Source organism: Myroides odoratimimus, from assembly GCF_001485415.1.
GTDB classification, from domain to species: domain Bacteria; phylum Bacteroidota; class Bacteroidia; order Flavobacteriales; family Flavobacteriaceae; genus Flavobacterium; species Flavobacterium odoratimimum.
This window is the reverse complement of record NZ_BCMQ01000022.1, coordinates 20,823-41,267: the sequence shown is the minus strand read 5'-3', so window position 1 is coordinate 41,267 and position 20,445 is coordinate 20,823. Positions and strand designations below refer to the sequence as shown.

The following is a 20,445-nucleotide window of genomic DNA, read 5'->3' as shown; positions in this document are numbered from 1 at the left end:
CTGAGGATAGAAATGTTCACAGGCTTTTTTTATGTTTAGTTTCCAGGTTAGGATAATCTATTTTTATTATCATATAAGATTCGTAATTGATTGGTAGGGTGAGTTTTGAAACTTTTTACTATATTGTAGTAAACCAACTAAAAAACAATCAAATGAAAATAAAAACAATAGAATCAGCAAGTAATGCTCATGCCTATCAACTATTGATAAAAGACTTGCTAGAGAATTCACTTCGTGTGAATCCTAAACATGAAATCGTTTATAAGAACCAAGAGCGCTTTGATTATTATGAACTGTATAGTAGAGTGAAGCAGTTGTGTAATGTATATCGAGAATTAGGGTTAGAAGGAGGTAGTGTGGTAGGAGTAATCGATTATGACAGCCATCGCTATTTAATGAATTATTTTGCTGTTCCTATTTCAGGGAATGTATTGCATACAATTAATTGGCGTTTAGCTCCAGAACAAATGCTCTATACCATTAATCATGCTGAGGATGAGGTATTAGTTGTGCATGAGGATTTTGTACCAATAGTAGAGTCGATCAAGGATAAAATGACTACTGTAAAGCAGATTATTATTATTCGCGATCACACTAATGAAGTTAAGACGGTTTTAGATATAAAAGGATACTTTGATGACTTAGTTGCTTCTTCTTCGAAAGGGTATAGTTTTCCTGATTTTTCTGAGGAAGCAGTAGCTACTTTATTCTATACAACAGGTACAACAGGTGACCCTAAAGCAGTATATTTCACTCATCGTCAGTTAGTGCTACATACGATGGTAGAGATGAGTGTGTTATCTCTGATGAATGAAGGGGTTAAAATTACCTCAAAAGATGTGTATTTACCTTTAACGCCAATGTTCCATGTGCATGCTTGGGGGCTTCCTTATGTAGCGACAGCATTAAGTTTAAAACAAGTGTATGTTGGTAGATTTGAACCACAGAGTTTCTTAGAAATCTTTAGAAAAGAGAAACCTACGATATCACATTGTGTACCTACGATATTAAATATGTTATTGACGAGCCCTGCTGCTAGTGATATTGATTTTTCAAATTGGAGTGTATTAATAGGGGGATCGGCATTGAGTAAGCCATTAGCAAGAAGAGCTATGGAAAGAGGTATATCAGTAGTAACAGGGTATGGAATGTCCGAAACCTGTCCATTATTAACGACTTCTTATTTATCTTTAGAGACTATTCAAAATAATCTAGAGTCTCAATTAGAGATTAGAACAAGGACGGGTAGAGCTGCATTACTAGTGGATTTAAAAGTAATAGATGAGGATGGAGTAGAAGTGCCTAAAGATGGTAAAACATTAGGAGAAATCGTAGTAAGAGCTCCTTATCTTACCATGGGATATTATAAAGATAAAAAGAAGAGTGAGGAACTGTGGGACGGAGGGTATTTGCATACAGGCGATATAGCTTGGATTGATGAGAACAATGATGTGAAAATAGTAGATCGTTCTAAAGATGTGATTAAAACAGGAGGTGAATGGATGTCTTCACTCGCTTTAGAAGAGATGATAAGTAGTTATCCAGGTGTGGTAGATGCCGCAGTCATTGGAATTCCTGATGATAAATGGGGTGAACGCCCTTTCGCATTAGTTGTAGCAAAAGTGGGAGTTGAGATTGTGGAGAAAGACTTAGTAGAGCATATGCAAAAGTATGTTGATAAGCAAGTTATCAATAAATGGGCTATCCCTGATCGCTTTGTATTTGTAGATGATATACCTAAAACAAGTGTAGGTAAAATCAGTAAGAAACGTATAAGAGAATTACATGAGTTAAACCAATTAAGATAGTTGTTTGGTCAAGTACGAAATTTGCGGTAACTTCCAAGCCGTAAATTAACTAACGTAATATGAAATTAACACCAACAACAAAACCTACAAAAAGATCTAATCCTAGTTATTTCTGGAAACAGTTAGGGTTAGGTCTTTTTGTTTTGGGGAGCTTGACTACCCAAGCACAAAAAAAGCCTTTAGACCATTCTGTTTATGATGGGTGGCAATCTATTGGAACAAAAACTTTTTCTAATAATGGAGACTGGATTTTATATCAAGTGAATCCACAAGAAGGAGACAAAACTCTTTATATAGAGACAACAAAAAAAACTAAAAAGCTTGTAGTTCCAAGAGGAGAGAAACCTGTATTTACAGGGATGTCTAATTTCTCTGTTTTTTCTATTCGCCCTACTTATGCTGATTTAAAAGCAGTGAGAACTAAGAAGAAAAAAGAGGATGAGATAGCAAAAGATTCTTTAGGAATATATAATTTAAAGACAGGAGCTTTAGTAAAGAAATCAGATATTAAGTCTTTTAAAGTACCAGAAAAGAAAGGAGATTACCTAGCATATTTATTAGAGCCAGCTAAAGATACTGCAAAGTCAAAAGACAAAAAGGAGGTAAAGAAACCTGCTAAAAAAGCAGACAAAGACGCTCCTTTAGAATTGGTATTTGAGAACTTAGTAACAGGAGAGAAAATTTCTTATGAGAATGTAACAGACTATTACTTTGATGATCTAGGACAATATTTGGTTTTTGTTACAAAGGATCCTAATGCAAAGAAAAAGGACGATAAAAAAGACGAGACTAAGACTGAGAAAACTAAGGAGTTAGCAGATACAAAAGAAGAAACTGCTAAAGAAGAGAAAGCAAAAGGACCTTTCGGAGTATTTGTAGTTGATTTGAAAACAAAAGCAGTCAAAACAATCTTAGAAGGTACAGGTAAGTATTCTCAGTTCTCTTTTGATGAGAATGGTAAGCAATTAGTGTTTATTGGAACGAATGATGAGGAGAAAGTATTAGTAAAGAAATATGACTTATACTATACTGATCTTGTAACAGGCGCTACAGTATTAGCATCTAATACAACAAAAGGAATGCCTAAAGATTGGGTTGTTTCAGAAAATAACAAACCTCGTTTTAGTAAGAATGGAGGAAGATTGTATTTAGGTATTGCACCACAACCTATTGCTAAAGACACTACACTTATAGCAGAAGATCATGCAGTAGTAGATATTTGGCATTATAATGAAGACTATATTCAACCTCAACAATTGGTGAATCTAGACAAGGACTTAAAGAGAAGTTTTTTAGCTACTATTAACCTTAAAGATAGGAGTAAACTTATTGCTTTAGCTGATGAAAAAATCAATGGAAGCCAATTAGTAGACGAAGGAAATGCTAATATTGTGTTTAATTCTTCAGACTTTGGACGAAGAGTAGAAAGACAGTGGAATATCTCAGGAGTTTCTTCTTACTACATTGTAGATGTAAATACAGGTAAAGAAGTAGAGGTAGTTGCTGACTTACCAGGTTCAGCTCGTATATCACCAAAAGGGACTGCTGTGGTATACTATAACAGTGAAGAAGGTAATTGGTATGCTTATGATGTGAAATCAAATATTACAAAACACTTAAATAAAGGTTTAACTGTATCTTTTGCAGATGAGACTTTTGATATGCCTGACAATGCTTCTTCTTATGGGATCCAAGCATGGACAGATAATGATGAGTCAGTTTTAATTAGAGACCGTTTTGATATTTGGGAATTTTATTTGAATAGTAATAAAGCGCCTAGAATGGTTACTAATGGATATGGACGTAAGAATAATATTGCTTTTGATGTATTAAAGTTAGATGATGAAAAGCGTTCATTCAACAGAACTGAACAAGTAATCTTAGCAGCATTCAATGAACAAACAAAAGATGCAGGATTCTTTACTACAGAAATAAAAAGTACAAAAGCACCTAAAGAGATATTAATGCAACCATATAGTGGTTATAGTTCTTTGTTTAAAGCGAAGGATGCTAATGTATATGGTTATTTAAAAGGTTCTTTTACAGAGTCAATGAATCTTTATGTTACTAATGATTTAGTATCAGCTACTCAATTAAGTGATATTAATCAACAACAAAAAGAGTACAATTGGGGTACTGCAGAGTTAATACATTGGACTACGCCTAAAGGATATGAGTCAACAGGAGTGTTATTCAAACCTGAAGATTTTGATGCAAATAAAAAGTATCCAATGATTGTATACTTCTATGAGAAGTTATCTGATAACTTGCATCGATATGAAGCTCCAGCACCAACACCATCTCGTTTAAATATTTCATATTTTGTAAGTAATGGTTATTTAGTGTTTACTCCAGATGTTAGTTATGTAGATGGACATCCAGGTAAATCAGCAGAAGAATATATCAACTCAGGAGTAGAGTATTTAAAACAAAATAAATGGGTTAATGCTGATAAAATTGCTATCCAAGGACAAAGTTGGGGAGGATACCAAGTTGCTCATTTAATTACAGTAACAGATATGTACGCAGCTGCATGGTCAGGAGCTCCAGTAGCGAATATGACATCAGCTTATGGAGGTATCCGTTGGCAAAGTGGAATGAGCCGCCAATTCCAATACGAAAAAACACAAAGTAGAATAGGAAAAACACTTTGGGAAGGACATGACTTATATATCGAAAACTCACCATTATTTAGAATGCCATATGTAAAAACACCAGTGGTAATTATGCATAATGATAACGATGGGGCAGTGCCATGGTATCAAGGTATAGAAATGTTTATGGCATTAAGACGTTTAGGAAAACCAGCGTGGATGTTAAACTATAATGGAGATGAGCACAACTTGATGAAACGTCAAAATAGAAAAGATATTCAAGTACGTCAACAACAATTCTTCGATTACTACCTAAAAGATGGTAAAGCACCAGTTTGGATGGTAAAAGGAGTTCCTGCTACAATGAAAGGAAAAGATTGGGGATTTGACCTAACAGAAGATCAAGTGAAATAATCTAAAATAGATAAGAACAAAAGAACGGCTATTCTTCACAGAGTAGCCGTTCTTTATTTATGCTAATTTCCCTTAGATGAAAGAAATGAATAGAGTAAAACGAAAAAAGACAGCGAAGTGCATGCTGTCTTTTTTACTTAAATCAATATATTCAACTACTCTATTTTTGTGCAGGTAATGTTCTTGTTAACCAACCTCTTTTGTTAGCGGTAGCGATAGCGTAAGGAGTAATCCAGAATAGAGTAAACGTATAGAATATACTATATGGATACGCCCAGAAAGACTCTGCTACGCTATATCTTTTCGAGTAGAAAAATACTTGAATACTCGAGAAGATAAAAATACTTACTAAAGCAGAAGTGATAAACACTAATGGTTTAGTCGCTATGAAGAATAACATTAAGATTAATAAAGGATAAGCCATTAGTACTCTTAACCATTGGTTTAGCAATAAAATTCTTGGACCTATTGTCGATCCCTCTCTAAACTTCTTAAAAGCAAATTTACTCATAGCAATGTTTTCTCTCACATTACTTCTTTCCCAACGAATAAACATCTTGTATAATGTTCTATACTCTTCAGGAGTATTTGTTAATACATAAGCATTACGTTGGAATAGTACGTGATATCCTTGTTTTAGAATCATATTTGTCATGGCTCTATCTTCACCGATATCAGAAGGTTGTCCCATGAAAGTTTGGTTGATCCAATCTTCTAAACAGTTCATTACAGCTTCTCTTCGATATGCTGCTAATGCTCCTGGGGTACATAGTACTGATCCTAAAGCACTCTGAGCAGAACGAATGAATTCAAAACTGAATACAAAACTTACATTTAGCATTTTAGGAATAACTCCATCCTCTGTATTTAGTACTCTTACATTTCCTCCTACAGCACCACATTTCTCATTGTACACGAATGGGCTAACTAAGTTTCTAAGTGTATCTTTTTTTACAATAGAATCACTATCTACTGTGATATAAACCTCTCCTGTACCTATATTAAAACCTCTGTATAGCGCGTGTCTTTTTCCTTGGTTTTTAGGTTGTTGTAAGATAGATACTCTTTCTCCTAATTCTGCTTTAGCTTTCAACATCCAGTTCCATGTATCATCTTTACTACCATCATCTATAGAAATAATCTCTAATTTCTCTACTGGATAATCACCATTTGCTAAACTAAGTAGGGTATCATATACTAAACGTCCTTCATTATAAGCAGGAACTATAACAGTACATGTTGGTAATTCTTCATCACTTAATGAAGCAACAGGTTTATATCTAAAATAAAGATATACTATATAAAGTAAGAAGCTCATTTGTAAAACAAATAGAACAAGTCCAAAGTTAATTACAGTAGAACCCCAAAATGATTTTAATTGTTCGAAACGTATTCTCTCGAAGTATGGTTGTAATTTGTAAATTAAAAATAATCCTACCCCCATTAGTAAAAATGTACCTCCTAAAACGATATAATCAGTTGTAGATAATGATTTTGTCTTTAAAGGTTTTCCTTCTTGTTTGTCTAAAGGAATTGATTGTGGCGTATTAATCGTTTTGTCGTTTTGCATAACCTTATCTTTTAATATTGTTATACTATTTGCGTGTTTGTTTTATAATTTATTTTTTAGTGTTTGTATTTGAGAATATATCTCATTATAAAAGTTTTATTAACCAAATAGTCACTTAAGTATCTTCAATAGTTGTGCCATCGCTGTTTTAGAGGGTTTGAGCCTCTTTTTAACAAAATAAATGACACATAGTGTAGATTGTTGGGGAATAAAGTGAGGTCATTATACTCTCTTTTATTGTAGAATGGTATTTATTAGGACTCTTGTGGAATAGTACATTTACACATTTTAGTACCTATACTTAATTGATAAAGTAGATTAGAAAGAATATTTAAAACAGTATTTTTGTAAAGCTACTTGTTAGAAAAGGAGTGCAAATAGAAAAGAAAAATAGGATTATGAAAGAAATTATAGGAGATTATAAAGCAGTCTTAGACCTAGGAGAAATGAAACTAGATCTAGTATTGCATATAGAAGATACAGATAAAGTTACTCTAGACTTACCTAGTCAAGGAGCGATGGGAATCGAAATTACCAATATAACTTTTAAAGAAGCCAACTTAAGTTTCTCTGTCGCAGCTATGGGAATGAGCTTTGCAGGGGAGTATATAGAAGATAAAATAGAAGGAAAGATGAATCAAATGGAACAAGAACTACCTCTTGTATTTGAAAAGACAGTGATTACTCTACCAGGAAATCCTTCGTTAGTATCTACAGAAGAAGAATTATCGGTCTTAGCTAATAAAGAACAAGGGGAGTATAAGTATAAGGTAGAAGATTACTTTCAACGTCCTACATCATCTGGATTTCAACTCTCACCTAATGGGAAGTATTTATCTTATAGAGAAAAAGACGAGAAGAATAAACGCCATGTGTATGTAAAAGAGATTGAGACAGGTAATATCATCCGTGTAATAGAAGAAGGAGAAGAGTTGGTAAGAGGGTATGGATGGATTAATGATGACCGTTTAGCGTATGTAATGGATAATGGAGGAGATGAGAACTACCATATATATGCTGTGAATGTAGATGGTACTAATAACATAGATCTAACCCCATTTGAGAAGGTTCAAGCAGGTATTCTGAATATGCTTAAAGAGCAAAAAGATTATATCATTATCACAATGAATCTTGAAAATGCTCAAATATTTGAACCTTATAAGATTAATATCAATACAGGTGAATACGTTAAGCTATTTACGAATGATGATCCATCTAATTCTGTATCTGATTATGATTTTGATAAAGATGGTAATCTTAGAGGATATTCTAAGGTGTACAATGGTATACAGACACAGTATTTTTATAAAGCAGAAGGAGAAACAACTTACCAATTATTTCATACTATAAATTGGTCTGATACCTTCTCTCTTATGGCATTTAATTATGCGTCTACAGATAAAGATGAAGCTTATGTTTTGACTAATTTAGATTCTGATAAACAACGCATTGTACTGTATAACTTTAGAACAAAGTCTGTAGTTAAAGAAGTATATGCTAATGCAGAGTATGACGCTTCTATTATTGGACTTTCTCGCAATAGAAATTGGGAGATAGACTACTTAGGGTACGAAGGCGAAAAAGTTGTGATAGAACCAGTAAGTGAGACTTTTAAAAAGATTAGTGCTGATTTAGACAGACACTTTGGAGAATATGAGTATTCTATAGCAGCTAAGACAGAAAAAGAAGATCGTTATTTGATCATAGTACAGAGTGATAAGCTTTATGGTAAGTATTATAATTATGATAAAGATACAGGTGATGTTACTCTGCTTTACGATCTAATGCCTCAGTTAAAAGAAGAGGATATGGCAGAGATGTTACCTTTCTCGTTTATGAGTCGTGATGGGATTAAACTACACGGATATATTACATTACCTAAATCTGCTAAAGAAGGAAATAAAGTCCCTTTAATTGTGAATCCACATGGAGGACCACAAGGTATTAGAGATAGTTGGGGCTTTAATCCAGAGACACAGTTATTCGCAAGTAGAGGATATGCAACATTACAAGTGAACTTCCGTATATCAGGAGGTTATGGGAAAGAATTCTTTACATCAGGTTTTAAACAAATCGGACGAAAAGTAATGGACGATGTAGAAGATGGAGTACAATACGTTATTGAACAAGGATGGGTAGATGCTTCTAAGATTGCTATTTATGGTGCTAGCCATGGAGGATATGCTACACTGATGGGATTAGTGAAGACTCCAGAGCTGTATACTTGTGGAGTAGATTATGTTGGTGTATCTAGTATATTCACATTCTTTGAATCATTCCCAGAATATTGGAAGCCTTATAAAGACATGGTTAAAGAGATATGGTATGATTTAGATAATGAAGAAGAAAGAGAGATTGCTCGTGAAGTGTCTCCTGTCTATCAATTACATAAAATCAACAAACCTCTTTTCGTTGTTCAAGGAGCGAATGACCCAAGGGTAAAAATAGCAGAGTCTGATCAAATTGTGGAAGCATTAAGAGCACGTGGTTTTGAAGTACCTTATATGGTAAAATATGATGAAGGGCATGGCTTTGCAAAAGAGGAGAACAGTATTGCTTTTTATAAATGTATGATGGGCTTTATCTCAGAGCACTTAAAATAAAGAACAAAAAAATCCCTGTTATACATAACAGGGATTTTTTTATCTATTAATATTCGCTATTAGAGCCGAATACTGTCTTTCTATTCACATATTTACCTCTCGTAAAGTCAGGCATCTCTTGTACCTGACCATGTGCTGCTATAGACTTCTCACTTAGAGGAGTCACTGCATACCAAGTAGCCAAGTCATAAATGTCAAATGGAAACTCTATATTTCTTTTGATACTTTCCACAAAGGCATTGATCATAAAGTAATCCATACCACCATGACCAGCACCTACAGCTTTAGCCTCATTTTTTTTCCACAGCGGATGGTCATATTGCTCTAAGTAGTCTTTAGAGTTAGCCCATTGATGAGAATGATCCATCTCTTTTTCGAAGTAGATAAATCCTTTGTCTAATCCGCCAGAGCTAATCTCTTGCCAGATACCATCAGTACCTTGTACTTTAAAACCTAAATTATATGGGCGTTGTAGAGAAGTATCATGAGTCAATACCATTGTCTCTCCATTCTCACATTTAAGTGTTGTAGTAACGATATCTCCTTGTTTGAAGTTTACTTTTGCATTAGGGTGATCTTGACCACCATTTTCTACGATATATTGATGTAATCCCCTTGCTTTAGAAGCCATAGAAGTTAGGTGAGTGATTCTATTCCCTCTATTGACATTAAACATAGCTGCTAGAGGGCCTACACCATGCGTAGGGTATAGTTCCCCATTTCTATTGACATAATGATCTGTTCTCCATTTCGCTTCACTAAATCCTTTCTCACCAAATTCTACACCTCCACCATAAGGTTGTACCCCATCGTTAAATAAGACATTTCTAAGGTCGTGTTGATACCCTCCAGTACCGTGGATTAATTCCCCAAACTTACCTTTCTTTACCATATTGAAGACAGCCATGATATCACGGCGGTAACACACATTCTCTAACATCATTAGAGGTACCTTTGTCTCTTCATACACATTTACATAATTCCAACATTCCTCTAGCATCATGGCTCCACATACTTCCATACCCACTATCTTGCCTGCACGCATAGCTTCTGTCCCTTGTCTTTCATGCCATTCCCAAGGAGAGGAGATAATAACAGCATCTATATCATTGCGTTTTAGAAGATTTTGGTAGTCATAATCTCCTTTGTCATATACGATAGGTTGTTTTTTATTGTGTTTATCTACGATTTTTTGAGCGCGTTTGATCATTCTGTCATCAGGATCAGCCATTGCGATCACTTCTACATCGTCTCTTTTTAGTAATTCATCTAAGTGCACTTGACCTCTTAGTCCTACAGCGATCATTCCGATACGCACTTTTTTAGTGTTGCTTGAGAAGCTAAATAAAGAAGAAGGTACGATTAATGCACCTATACCAGCCATACTGGTATTTTGAAGAAAAGCTCTTCTATTCATAATAGTTATAGTTAATAGGTTAGAACTCAAAAATAGAAGATAAGAAGGGGAATAAAAAGTAAAATAGTTAATTATTTCTCAAAATATACTTTAGAGCTAGTTTGAGTAAGAGAACTTATGTCAATGGTGTTTGTATAAAGTAACTATGATAGTCTAAAGTAAAATGTAGTACTTTGTAAAAAAGCAAAAGATGAAAATAATCAGAGAAATGCCTATTGTGAAAAGCGATAGACTAGTTTTAAGAGAATTAAGAAGAAGTGATGCTCCACAAGTATTTGAATACTTCTCTAAAGATGAAGTAACAGAATACTATGATCTAGCAACGTTTACGACTGTAAAACAAGCAGAAGAACTGATTCAGATATGGAATGATAGAACAATAAATGGACAAGGTCTTCGATGGGCTATAACTTTAAAGGGAAATGATGAACTAATAGGAACATGCGGATTTCATAGTTTATCATCGGAGAACAGTAGAGCTGAGATAGGATATGAAGTAACTCCTACTTATTGGGGGAAAGGAATAGCTAGTGAAGCTGTAGCCTTAATGTTAGAGTTTGGCTTCACTACATTAGATTTGCATCGTATAGAAGCTTTTATTGATCCTGCGCATGACGCTTCTCGTCGTGTATTACAGAAAAATGGAATGAAAACAGAAGGTGTTCTTAGAGATTACTTTTTTGAGAAGGGAAGATATGTAGATGCAGAGTTACTATCTATACTGACTGATAAATAGGGAGTTATATTTTTTTAGAAAATAAAAAAGCCAATTGTTCATGATTAGATGACCAATTGGCTTTTTAGTATTTAAATTTTTAAAGGGATATGTGACAAATGTAGGGCATTTATAACTAGTATAAAAGCCAAAAATTGTCTTTTTTATAAGATAAAGTTCTTTTATGGATAATAGAGCTTATCTGTGTAATCAAAGGGTAAAAACAAAGCCTTTTGTGCTTTTGTTCTTTTATTAGTTTAAAATTTTCACACCTTTTAAGAATATCCAACGCATACAGATTTTATCTCCTTTATCAGTTTTGAATACTTTAAACTGAGGAGCTAAGATTGTAGCAGTTACAGCACTTGTCAGTGGTAACCAAAAACCACTTAATGCTGTAAAAGTAGAGAATGCTAAACGACATAAAATGAATAGTACAGCAAAACTCAGAAACTGTAAGATGATGGTTTTAGTTGATACACTCATGATTTAATCATTTTTGTTTATATATTTTCCTTTTTTACTTCCTTCGTATAGTTCATATTTTACTAAACGAGCTTCTAGTTTTCCATTGTATAGTTTTATCTTTCTAGAAGGTCTTAATCCTACGAATTTTAAGGCTTCTACATTACCTGTGATGAACCAAGCTTCTGTGCCAGGATAGCCTTGTTTTAATGTATCTCCTACTTCTCTGTAGAAGCGCTCTAGATCTATGTCTAGACGTTCTCCATAAGGAGGGTTAAACACCATGTGTAGTGGGCCTTCAGTTTCCTTTTGAGTATCGAAGAAGTTCGCAGTTTTTATCTCGATATATTCGTCTAAGTTAGCATTTCTTACGTTATCTATTGCTTTTAATACTGCAGAAGGTGCCTTATCATATCCTTTTATTGTATAATGGAACTCGCGTATTCTTTTTAATAGTGACTCTTGTACCTTGTCAAAAAGCTCAGCATCCCAATCATTCCATCTTTCAAAAGCAAACTCTTTTCTATTGATATTTGCAGGGATATTACAAGCAATCATAGCCGCTTCTGTTAAGATTGTACCAGAACCACACATTGGATCCATAAAATCACTTCTACCATCCCATCCTGACATTAATAACATTCCTGCTGCTAACACTTCATTAATAGGAGCGATATTAGTAGCTGTTCTATATCCACGGTGATGTAGAGAGGCTCCTGACGAATCTAGAGATATTGTACACAGGTCTTTTTGTAAGTGGACGTTAATTCTTAAGTCCGGATAATCTTTATCTATACTTGGGCGTACTCCACTTTTATTTCTAAACTGATCTACGATAGCATCCTTTGCTTTTAACGCAACGAATTGAGAGTTGTTAAAGTTATCAGAGAATACTGTAGCGTCTATTACGAAGGACTGATTAGCTGTTAGATACTCACTCCAGTCAATACTTTGAACTCCTTTATATAAGTTTGCTTCATTATATACTGCAAAAGTAGCAATAGGTTTTAGGATTTTTAAAGTTGTACGCAGAGATAGATTGGCTTTATACATAAAACCTTTATCTCCTTTAAAACTTACCATTCTAGTACCCTGTTGTACATTTAATGCACCTAATAATTGTAATTCTTTTGCTAGTACTTCTTCAAAACCAAAGAAGGTCTTAGCCACCATTTTAAAATTTTCCATCTTTCTTCTTATATAAGGAATAATTGACTATTCTGCTTTAAACCAATATACTACGTCTGATAAAAACAGTATAATTTACTACGTTTTTTTCATTATTTCAAGACTATTTTAGTTAGTTATAAAATCCTGATATGTCTGTGATATATGCTAGGTTTAATCCGCAAAAATAAAGTAAATTTGCAGGCTAATTAAAAAGTTTTAAAATAAAAGTATGTCAAAAGAGAACAAAGCTTGGTATAAGTCGTGGTTTGACACCCCTTATTACCATACTTTATACAAAGATAGGGATTACGAAGAAGCACAAGTGTTAATTGATAATTTAACTCATTATTTAAATTTAGAAGAAGGGGCAAAAGTGTTAGATTTAGCTTGTGGCAAAGGAAGACATTCTATATATTTAAATTCTTTAGGCTATGATGTTACTGGAGTAGATCTGTCGCCTAATAGTATAGAAGAGGCTAGCAAGTATGCTACAGATACACTTCATTTTGAAGTACGTGATATGAGAGAGCCTTCTACAGAGAAGTATGATGCTATCTTTAATTTGTTTACTAGTTTCGGGTATTTTCCTGATCCAGCTGATAATATGCGTACATTAGATGCTATTCATCAGAGTGTAAATGAATACGGATTAGCAGTAATCGACTTTATGAATGTGGATAAAGTTATCGCTAATCTAGTACCTTCTGAGGTTAAAACAGTAGACGGAATTGACTTCCATATCACTAGAAAATACGAAGACGGGTTTATTATCAAAGAGATTGTCTTTGATGCAGATGGAGAACACCACGAATACGAAGAACGTGTTAAGGCGTTAAGACTAGAGGACTTTGAAGCGATGATGAATGAGAAAGAGATCTACCTTTTAGATGTTTTTGGTGATTATAAGTTGCGCAAGTTTTATAAAAAAGAATCAGATCGATTAATTATGATTTTCAAATAAGCCGATGGTTTATATTATACCTTTATTATCAGTTATTGTAGGGTATTTAATAGCAGTGCTATTACAGCCCAAAAACAAAAAGAATTTAAAATTGCTAATGGCCTTTAGTGGATCATTCCTGTTAGCATTGACAGTTACCCATTTGTTACCTGATGTGTATGCAGCTAGTGAAGCTGCATCATTAGCAGAACATGTGGGACATAGTCATGATCACGGACACGACCACAGTTCTGGTAATATTGGTTTCTTTATTATGATCGGGATTGTCTTCCAGATTATATTAGAGTTTTTCTCTAAAGGGGCAGAGCATGGTCATGTACATACCCATGACAAATTAGACAAGGTACCTTGGCTTTTATTTATCAGCTTGTGTATCCATGCCTTATTTGAGGGAATGCCAGTGAGTCAGCACGAAGAGTTAGCATGGGGTATAGCGATACATCACTTGCCGATAGCAGTGATATTAACTGCCTTTTTTATTAATGCAAATATGAATAAGAAGGTAGTGCTTTTCTTTATGGTTGTTTTCTCTCTGATGACACCATTAGGAACATTGGTATCTAGTAATGTAGAGTTCTTGACTCAGTATTACGCTGAGATATCTGCTATAGTAGTAGGTATTTTATTCCATATCTCATCGACTATTATCTTTGAGAGTAACGAAGGACATTCATTTAATATCAATAAGCTTATAGCTATAATATTAGGAGTAGTAGCTGCTTATTTTATATAAGTAGAATTATAATAATATGAGGAAGACGATTCGAAAGAGTCGTCTTTTTTATTATAGTTAGTTGAGCGTAAGATCTAAGATTAACTTTCTTTAAATAGAATGTCTAGAGCTTTCATAGAGATAAACATTTTAATACAGTTAAAACTCCTTTTTATTATGGTCGTTTTGTACTACTACAGTAAAAATACTATCCTTTATTTATGATTGCATTATACTCTTTAAAAGCCATTATTAATCGAATAGAAGGTTCCTGTATCGTATAGATAGCGTCAATAAAAACTTCAGCATCTCGTTTAGAAGTAATTATTACCTCATTATTCTTACTATGCTCCTCTTCTTTTTCTTTTATAACTTTGAGAATGAAATCTGTCAAACGTTGGTAGCCACCAAGTACAATATCAGTTTCCACTAAAGCTTGTTGTTCTATAGGCGGAAGTTTATTAAGGATTATATTGTTTTTGTGTATAGTATTCATTTTTAGTATATTATTTTTTTACAAAGGTATCGAATCGAAATAAAATAGTATTCTTTTTTTCTTACGGAGGTATTTTATACGTGTTATAATATGATAAGAATTGTATATATTTGTAATACAAATAAATACAAAGATATACTTATGAGTACAAAGAAACCTAAAAAAGCTGGCTCTTTTCGATTAGATACAGGTCTATATAATCATATAGAAGAATTAGCAAGAAAGAATAATCGTAGTTTTAATAATCTATTAGAAACACTATTGATTAAAGCAACTAATTATCATGAGCCTAATCAGGATAGTATAAATGCTATGAATGAAACTAATTTAGAAACTATTAGCAAAGAAGAGTTTCACGATTTTATTGATAAAATGTAGTGTATGCATCAACTGCAACTTACATCTCAGTTTAAAAAAGATCTTAAGAAAATTAAGAACAATAAGAAACGCTTGAAGAAAGTACTTGATCTTATTGACTTATTGATAGAAGGAGGTGTAGGTAATGTTCCAATTGAAATGAGGCCACATAAATTAATTGGTAATTGGAATGGGCGCTTAGAGTGTCACATCGAATCAGATTATTTAATTATCTGGTTTGAAGAGAAAAATCCAAATATTATCAGATTAGAACGTGTAGGGTCACATTCAGAATTATTTGAATAGTTCTGTTAATATAGGTAGGAAAGATAAAGTATCGATAAGTACTGTACTACGTCATTATTTTTCTAACTAAATGAAGTCCACCTGTGCTATACGCTATATCTATTGGTACGATAGTATTATCTAAGAAGAACTCCCCTTTATTGTATTGGACTATTCTCTCATCAAGGAGGAGTAGATGGTCATTGCCTTCAGTGAGTACATCTAAGTTATGCTCAGTAAGAGGTACACGTTCTATATAATCGATATTACCGTATGTAGAGAGTTGAGGTATAGAGATTAGTTGTTCATTGAGATAGGTAGTATATTTCGTAGCTCCTCCTGGAAAACCAGACCAAGGAAGTGCTTTTCCGATCTCAAATTCTATATTAGTCAAGTCACCTTTAAATAGAAAGAGTTTCTCTTCTAGATCTAAAAATGGGAGTGGTAATGATTTCTTTTCAAATACTTCTTCAGCTTCCCAAAAGTGTACTACCCTATGAGCCCAGTCTACATTGTCATAGTCTTCGGCTAGTAAATCCTCTTCCCAATAGTGCATATACAGTTGTCCTGTTCTGAGTGGGAGTGTAGACTGCTTGAGTGCCTTTTTTTGTTCCTCTGATAGGTCAATATAGACAGTAGGTACTGTTGACACATTCGTAGAGGAGGGTTTGTTTTCTTTTTTTCCAAATAGCTTTGATAGAAATCCCATAGTAAGACAAGTTTATTTATTCTAAACTAAGGATTTTTATTGAGATAATGGTATTTTAACCTCTAAAATCAACAATTATAATCTTCATAAAAATTAATCTGTAAACCTAAGAATTGCTCTAAATCCTCTAAATCATGCTTAATCGTATCGTGTGCTCCTTCAAAGACAGTGACAGCATTACCCTCTTTTAAATTTACAGATAATACGCAGAATCCACCCCCTTTAGCAGGTAGGGTATTCCATAGTGTAAGAGAGTCTATTTCTTCTTTATTAAACGTAATAGCAAAGGCTTTATCCGCAAACCCAATCATATTATTCGGCTTATCTATCCATATAACAGAATTGTTTTTACTCTGTAGCTTTACAAGATCAGGAGTACTTTTGATTCTTTCATTCCTTAGGTAATTCCTTGGTGTAGTAAGGGAATAGTTGAATACATAAGTAGCTGATAATACTAGTTTTGGTGCATATATGTCATCTGATAATAGGTCGGGATAATCATACTTAGTATTGATATTTAGTGAAGTGAAGCTATAAGCTACAGTTCTAAACTCAGGATCATCTATGGTATAGTTTAGTTCGAATGTGATATGATCAGATTCTGCATAGAAGAACAAGTGGTGTTCATTATAAAACGTATAGGTAGCAGTAGAACCTAGGTCGTGCTCTAGAGTCTCTTTTAGTTGATATAAGCTAGTATCAGACCCATCTGTAGCAAAGCATTTAGTATAGTAACTCGTAGGAGCTACATCAGCACGTATATCATCTATATATGTACCTAAATTATCTACAGTGATATTGCCAATGCGTACAGGATAAGTTATTTCTGCATAGAATCCATCCGAATGAATATATTCTTGTGCTAATAACTTTTCTTTAGTCGTGTTCCAAGGCACAAATATTGGCGTGGGAGCTAGAACTTCATAGCCCTTGAGATAATCATGATTAGATGTATTCGTTAGCTTATAATTCTGTTTGTAGGTAGTTCTGTAGAGTTTATATATATTATTTGTTTTATCGTTGAGGTGTTGAATAACCAAGTTGATATCGAAATGAAACTGTTCGGCTAAGTATAGCCACAGTTTTTCTGTACCTACATAATCACCAGGGATGTAGTACTGTCTATCTTGGTAGATGAACATACTTGGCTCACTATAGTCCGATGTCTCTAGATAAATGTATTCTATTTTAGGGATAAGGATTATTTCATCTTCACTCTCATACGATCTATTAGTGATAATAATTTCATTATCTGTTATTCTTATGATTCCTCTATCCTTATTTTCTTTTGGAAACTTACTTTTATGCGAAAACCACCCCATACACTTACAGTTAAAAAGATAAAGGTAGAGAATATCAGTGATTCTCTACCTTTATCCACTAGGTTTTTCATTGTGTTTTATAGGCCATTATCTAGATAGAGAATACTACTAGGATGGAATTCACGATTATTAATCATAATGTATTGGCCAGTTAAGGTCTGCTTTAGATACCATAACTGTCCTATCACAAGGGTAATACTGCTCTCTAACGTATTCTGTATAACCCACTCTTTAGCAGAGAGGATTTCTCCTTTTTTGACAGTGAAGGAAATACTTTCTGTTTTGTGGATTTCTTGATAGTTAAGTTGATGATATTGTATAAATAACTCTACTTTAATCTCAGATGTATTATCTTCAAAGTTAAAATAGTCATTGATAGTAGAGGTGTCTATACTAATACGTGTTTTATGACTATCTAGTTTCTGAAAAGTAATCGGTAGGGTACAATACTCTCCAAAAGGAGTATTCGTATTAAAGTCAAAACCTACCATCCCGCTTAGATCTGTATTAAAGTAAGTGCGTTGACCTAAAGGAAATACTTCATTATTACGCAGCTGTGCTAATGCAAGCGTGTTCATTCTAAGGTGCATTTTTTTACAATGATTGTTGTTCATTGCGAGTTGGATGAGGTATCTTAATTGCTTATTGCATTTCTGCACCGTACCAAAGTCTGTAGCTGCCTGCTTCGTTTTTTTAGTCTGTTTTTGTTTAGAGGGTTTGCCTTGCATAATGACTTTGTTATCTACTATTCTGAATACAGAGTTTAGATACTTTCCTTGAGGTCTCCCTTTTGCATCAATTTTTGCCATAATTGTTATAATTTATTGGTTATACTTTACTTGCATAGTAGTCTTCATTGACTATTGATTTGGTTCATTTATTATTATGTGAGTCCTACGTGAGATACGTCTCCGTTTTTTTGCTTGATTTAACGGAGTGAGTACGGACTCATAACGGACTCACTACGGACTCAATTCGAGTGAAACCCTACTAGAATACAACCAGACATCAAATGCGATAGCAGATTGTATTCTGTTTTTATTCTTGTTTGTTCTCTTTGCAAAGTTTTGAATTATAAATATGTTTTTTTTTGAGATGGGAAAAAATGGCCACAAATGTCCTAAAATGGCCACAAATGACCTATCTCGACCAAAAATTGATCTATAAAAAAGGCAAAACAGACAGACTTGTCTGTTTTTATTTCTATCTTTGTTTCATGAAAAATAATTCACCTAAGGAGAGGGTATTAGAGGCTGCTACTTTACTCTTTCATCAATATGGATATAATAGCACAGGGATCAATGCTGTGATAGAAGAAGCTAAGGTGGCTAAATCTAGCTTTTATGACCATTATAAAACGAAAGATGATCTAGCTGTAGCGTATCTAAAAGCTAGACATGACTATTGGTTTATGGGACTGAAAGAAGATGTGGAGAAGAAGCGCACGATTAAGGAACGCATCATAGCAGTGTTTACCTATATTATAGAGATGAATGAGAAGGAGGGATATAGGGGCTGTGCATTTCTTAATATGTTGTCAGAGCTACCTGAGCATAAAGGAAAAATTTATGAAGTCATCCATCAGCATAAGACAGAATTACAAGCATATTTTAAGGCATTAGTAACAGATGAGAACAGGGCCTTTATGTTATATATGCTGTTTGAGGCAGGGCTGACAGAGAGTCAAGTCTATCAGAACTCAGCCTGCGTAAAGAAAACAATAGAATTACTAAAACAAGATTTAATCTAAATGAAACGATATATAGCAAAATTTAAAACAACAGAGACTAGTCCACAATCAGCTACTTCTAAACATTCTATATACTCAGGGATAGGAGGTATGTTAGCGATAGGTGTGATAGCCTTTATGACTAAAGAATTAGAAATGCCTTTGATCATGGCTCCCTTTGGAGCGACTTGTGTATTGGCATTTGGAGTACCTGATAGCCCTTTAGCTCAACCTCGTAATATCATAGGAGGTCATCTATTAGCGAGTATAGTAGGACTGCTATGTCTTACTTTTTTAGGAACAGAATGGTATTCTCTAGCAATAGGAGTAGGTGCAGCGATAGGATTAATGCTGGTGACTAAGACTACACATCCACCAGCAGGTGCAGATCCTCTAGTCATTATACTAGGAGGAGCGAGTTGGTCTTTTATTGTTAATCCTGTTTTGGCAGGATCTGTTATTATCACAGTAATAGCCTTGTTATTTAACAATATAAGCAAGCTGAGGAAGTACCCTAAGTATTGGTGGTAATAATCAGATTAATTGCGGTACTATTTATATATCCATAGGGATAGTGTTTATGCGTTTCATATTTTTGCGCAAAAAATATGAAAAAATCGTATAACCATCTGATAGGGATTATATTAGGTAAGCTAGTATGGTTTGGAGGTATTGGTGTTATTGTTAGTATGGTATTAGCCCTTACTAATAAAGTACCTGATACAGTAGAGTGGTTTTTATTAGTCGTATTGCCCTTCTTTATTATTGGTGCGATATACTATGTGTTTAAGTATTGTAATAGTATTGACTTTGAAGGAGATCATCTTATTATCACAACTGTCAAAGGTGAGAAGATGCTATATTCTGTGAGAGATATTCAAGATATAGGAGTGTTAGAACATAGAAATTCGGGGGTATTGATTGGGTATAGTTTAGTACTGACTTTGGGTGGACAGCGCAATAAGGTATGGAACTTAGCAGGGTATAGTGAGAAGACGCTGAAAGAGATTATAGGTCATTTACCTGATGAGATAGCTGTATAAGTGATGATAACATAAATAATTAAAAAAGCCCATAGTCTAGTAAGAGTATGGGCTTTTTTGTGATATTTAATTTTT

Annotated in this window: 19 protein-coding genes; 11 read left to right on the top strand and 8 right to left on the bottom strand. The window is 33.9% G+C overall.

The genetic code is table 11. The annotated features are described in order from the left end of the window. Window positions 1–152 precede the first annotated feature (152 nt). Both MODO_RS15215 and MODO_RS15210 read left to right on the top strand, forming a co-directional pair. A complete protein-coding gene (locus MODO_RS15215) occupies window positions 153–1,808 on the top strand; it encodes a fatty acid--CoA ligase (RefSeq protein WP_006256742.1) in 1,656 nt (551 codons plus the stop codon). Window positions 1,809–1,867: 59 nt separating this feature from the next. After that, entirely contained in the window at window positions 1,868–4,816 is a 2,949-nt protein-coding gene (locus tag MODO_RS15210; RefSeq protein WP_006256741.1) for a S9 family peptidase, read from the top strand. Window positions 4,817–4,976: 160 nt separating this feature from the next. Here MODO_RS15210 and MODO_RS15205 read toward each other — a convergent pair whose 3' ends face one another. After that, window positions 4,977–6,386: a glycosyltransferase family 2 protein gene (locus tag MODO_RS15205; RefSeq protein WP_006256740.1), complete on the bottom strand. Its 1,410-nt coding sequence runs from the start codon at window positions 6,384–6,386 to the stop codon at window positions 4,977–4,979. Window positions 6,387–6,784: 398 nt separating this feature from the next. Here MODO_RS15205 and MODO_RS15200 point away from each other — a divergent pair, with 398 nt between their 5' ends. Beyond that, window positions 6,785–8,989, top strand: coding sequence for an alpha/beta hydrolase family protein (locus MODO_RS15200; protein ID WP_006256739.1), 2,205 nt, complete (start codon window positions 6,785–6,787; stop codon window positions 8,987–8,989). A gap of 46 nt (window positions 8,990–9,035) precedes the next feature. Here the strand turns inward: MODO_RS15200 and MODO_RS15195 are convergent, their stop codons facing one another. Further along, window positions 9,036–10,406: a Gfo/Idh/MocA family protein gene (locus MODO_RS15195; RefSeq protein ID WP_006256738.1), complete on the bottom strand. Its 1,371-nt coding sequence runs from the start codon at window positions 10,404–10,406 to the stop codon at window positions 9,036–9,038. A gap of 190 nt (window positions 10,407–10,596) precedes the next feature. On the opposite strand from MODO_RS15195, the gene MODO_RS15190 reads away from it, so the two are divergent. Further along, complete coding sequence (locus MODO_RS15190) at window positions 10,597–11,142, top strand: GNAT family N-acetyltransferase (protein WP_006256736.1); 546 nt, start codon at window positions 10,597–10,599, stop codon at window positions 11,140–11,142. Between the two features lie 231 nt (window positions 11,143–11,373). Here MODO_RS15190 and MODO_RS15185 read toward each other — a convergent pair whose 3' ends face one another. Both MODO_RS15185 and MODO_RS15180 read right to left on the bottom strand, forming a co-directional pair. Next, window positions 11,374–11,607, bottom strand: coding sequence for a hypothetical protein (locus MODO_RS15185; protein ID WP_006256735.1), 234 nt, complete (start codon window positions 11,605–11,607; stop codon window positions 11,374–11,376). Between the two features lie 3 nt (window positions 11,608–11,610). Continuing rightward, entirely contained in the window at window positions 11,611–12,759 is a 1,149-nt protein-coding gene (locus MODO_RS15180; protein WP_006256734.1) for a THUMP domain-containing class I SAM-dependent RNA methyltransferase, read from the bottom strand. A 226-nt stretch (window positions 12,760–12,985) separates the two neighbouring features. On the opposite strand from MODO_RS15180, the gene MODO_RS15175 reads away from it, so the two are divergent. Together MODO_RS15175 and MODO_RS15170 are read left to right on the top strand one after the other, a co-directional pair. Beyond that, window positions 12,986–13,717 (top strand): class I SAM-dependent methyltransferase, encoded by a 732-nt coding sequence (locus tag MODO_RS15175; RefSeq protein WP_006256733.1) that lies wholly within the window; start codon window positions 12,986–12,988, stop codon window positions 13,715–13,717. A gap of 4 nt (window positions 13,718–13,721) precedes the next feature. Beyond that, the gene (locus MODO_RS15170) at window positions 13,722–14,450 is read left to right on the top strand and encodes a ZIP family metal transporter (protein ID WP_006256732.1); all 729 of its coding nucleotides are present in this window, start codon (window positions 13,722–13,724) and stop codon (window positions 14,448–14,450) included. A gap of 187 nt (window positions 14,451–14,637) precedes the next feature. Here MODO_RS15170 and MODO_RS15165 read toward each other — a convergent pair whose 3' ends face one another. Further along, window positions 14,638–14,925, bottom strand: coding sequence for a type II toxin -antitoxin system TacA 1-like antitoxin (locus tag MODO_RS15165; RefSeq protein WP_006256731.1), 288 nt, complete (start codon window positions 14,923–14,925; stop codon window positions 14,638–14,640). A 141-nt stretch (window positions 14,926–15,066) separates the two neighbouring features. On the opposite strand from MODO_RS15165, the gene MODO_RS15160 reads away from it, so the two are divergent. Further along, window positions 15,067–15,303 carry a hypothetical protein gene (locus MODO_RS15160; RefSeq protein WP_006256730.1) on the top strand — a complete coding sequence of 79 codons (237 nt, stop codon included), beginning with the start codon at window positions 15,067–15,069 and terminating at the stop codon, window positions 15,301–15,303. Window positions 15,304–15,306: 3 nt separating this feature from the next. Then, a complete protein-coding gene (locus MODO_RS15155; RefSeq protein WP_006256729.1) occupies window positions 15,307–15,588 on the top strand; it encodes a type II toxin-antitoxin system RelE/ParE family toxin in 282 nt (93 codons plus the stop codon). Between the two features lie 46 nt (window positions 15,589–15,634). On the opposite strand, the gene MODO_RS15150 is transcribed toward MODO_RS15155, so the two are convergent. The 3 genes from MODO_RS15150 to MODO_RS15140 all read right to left on the bottom strand — a co-directional run bounded on the left by MODO_RS15150 (window position 15,635) and on the right by MODO_RS15140 (window position 18,407). Then, window positions 15,635–16,276: a hypothetical protein gene (locus MODO_RS15150; protein ID WP_006256728.1), complete on the bottom strand. Its 642-nt coding sequence runs from the start codon at window positions 16,274–16,276 to the stop codon at window positions 15,635–15,637. A gap of 68 nt (window positions 16,277–16,344) precedes the next feature. Beyond that, complete coding sequence (locus tag MODO_RS15145) at window positions 16,345–17,598, bottom strand: hypothetical protein (RefSeq protein ID WP_006256727.1); 1,254 nt, start codon at window positions 17,596–17,598, stop codon at window positions 16,345–16,347. A 77-nt stretch (window positions 17,599–17,675) separates the two neighbouring features. Then, a complete protein-coding gene (locus MODO_RS15140) occupies window positions 17,676–18,407 on the bottom strand; it encodes a hypothetical protein (protein WP_006256725.1) in 732 nt (243 codons plus the stop codon). Window positions 18,408–18,814: 407 nt separating this feature from the next. On the opposite strand from MODO_RS15140, the gene MODO_RS15135 reads away from it, so the two are divergent. From MODO_RS15135 to MODO_RS15125, 3 genes are all read left to right on the top strand, one after another. After that, window positions 18,815–19,348, top strand: coding sequence for a TetR/AcrR family transcriptional regulator (locus MODO_RS15135; RefSeq protein ID WP_230486143.1), 534 nt, complete (start codon window positions 18,815–18,817; stop codon window positions 19,346–19,348). After that, window positions 19,349–19,858, top strand: coding sequence for an HPP family protein (locus MODO_RS15130; protein ID WP_006256723.1), 510 nt, complete (start codon window positions 19,349–19,351; stop codon window positions 19,856–19,858). Between the two features lie 77 nt (window positions 19,859–19,935). Beyond that, window positions 19,936–20,370: a hypothetical protein gene (locus tag MODO_RS15125; RefSeq protein ID WP_006256722.1), complete on the top strand. Its 435-nt coding sequence runs from the start codon at window positions 19,936–19,938 to the stop codon at window positions 20,368–20,370. The last annotated feature ends 75 nt before the right edge of the window (window positions 20,371–20,445 follow it).

Coding starts and splice junctions, on each gene's coding strand:
- MODO_RS15195 (WP_006256738.1), bottom strand. CDS start 10,406: ATGAATAGAAGAGCTTTTCTTCAAAATACCAGTATGGCTGGTATAGGT.
- MODO_RS15130 (WP_006256723.1), top strand. CDS start 19,349: ATGAAACGATATATAGCAAAATTTAAAACAACAGAGACTAGTCCACAA.
- MODO_RS15140 (WP_006256725.1), bottom strand. CDS start 18,407: ATGGCAAAAATTGATGCAAAAGGGAGACCTCAAGGAAAGTATCTAAAC.
- MODO_RS15165 (WP_006256731.1), bottom strand. CDS start 14,925: ATGAATACTATACACAAAAACAATATAATCCTTAATAAACTTCCGCCT.
- MODO_RS15160 (WP_006256730.1), top strand. CDS start 15,067: ATGAGTACAAAGAAACCTAAAAAAGCTGGCTCTTTTCGATTAGATACA.
- MODO_RS15200 (WP_006256739.1), top strand. CDS start 6,785: ATGAAAGAAATTATAGGAGATTATAAAGCAGTCTTAGACCTAGGAGAA.
- MODO_RS15215 (WP_006256742.1), top strand. CDS start 153: ATGAAAATAAAAACAATAGAATCAGCAAGTAATGCTCATGCCTATCAA.
- MODO_RS15150 (WP_006256728.1), bottom strand. CDS start 16,276: ATGGGATTTCTATCAAAGCTATTTGGAAAAAAAGAAAACAAACCCTCC.
- MODO_RS15210 (WP_006256741.1), top strand. CDS start 1,868: ATGAAATTAACACCAACAACAAAACCTACAAAAAGATCTAATCCTAGT.
- MODO_RS15135 (WP_230486143.1), top strand. CDS start 18,815: ATGAAAAATAATTCACCTAAGGAGAGGGTATTAGAGGCTGCTACTTTA.
- MODO_RS15180 (WP_006256734.1), bottom strand. CDS start 12,759: ATGGTGGCTAAGACCTTCTTTGGTTTTGAAGAAGTACTAGCAAAAGAA.
- MODO_RS15175 (WP_006256733.1), top strand. CDS start 12,986: ATGTCAAAAGAGAACAAAGCTTGGTATAAGTCGTGGTTTGACACCCCT.
- MODO_RS15205 (WP_006256740.1), bottom strand. CDS start 6,386: ATGCAAAACGACAAAACGATTAATACGCCACAATCAATTCCTTTAGAC.
- MODO_RS15145 (WP_006256727.1), bottom strand. CDS start 17,598: ATGGGGTGGTTTTCGCATAAAAGTAAGTTTCCAAAAGAAAATAAGGAT.
- MODO_RS15190 (WP_006256736.1), top strand. CDS start 10,597: ATGAAAATAATCAGAGAAATGCCTATTGTGAAAAGCGATAGACTAGTT.
- MODO_RS15125 (WP_006256722.1), top strand. CDS start 19,936: ATGAAAAAATCGTATAACCATCTGATAGGGATTATATTAGGTAAGCTA.
- MODO_RS15185 (WP_006256735.1), bottom strand. CDS start 11,607: ATGAGTGTATCAACTAAAACCATCATCTTACAGTTTCTGAGTTTTGCT.
- MODO_RS15170 (WP_006256732.1), top strand. CDS start 13,722: ATGGTTTATATTATACCTTTATTATCAGTTATTGTAGGGTATTTAATA.
- MODO_RS15155 (WP_006256729.1), top strand. CDS start 15,307: ATGCATCAACTGCAACTTACATCTCAGTTTAAAAAAGATCTTAAGAAA.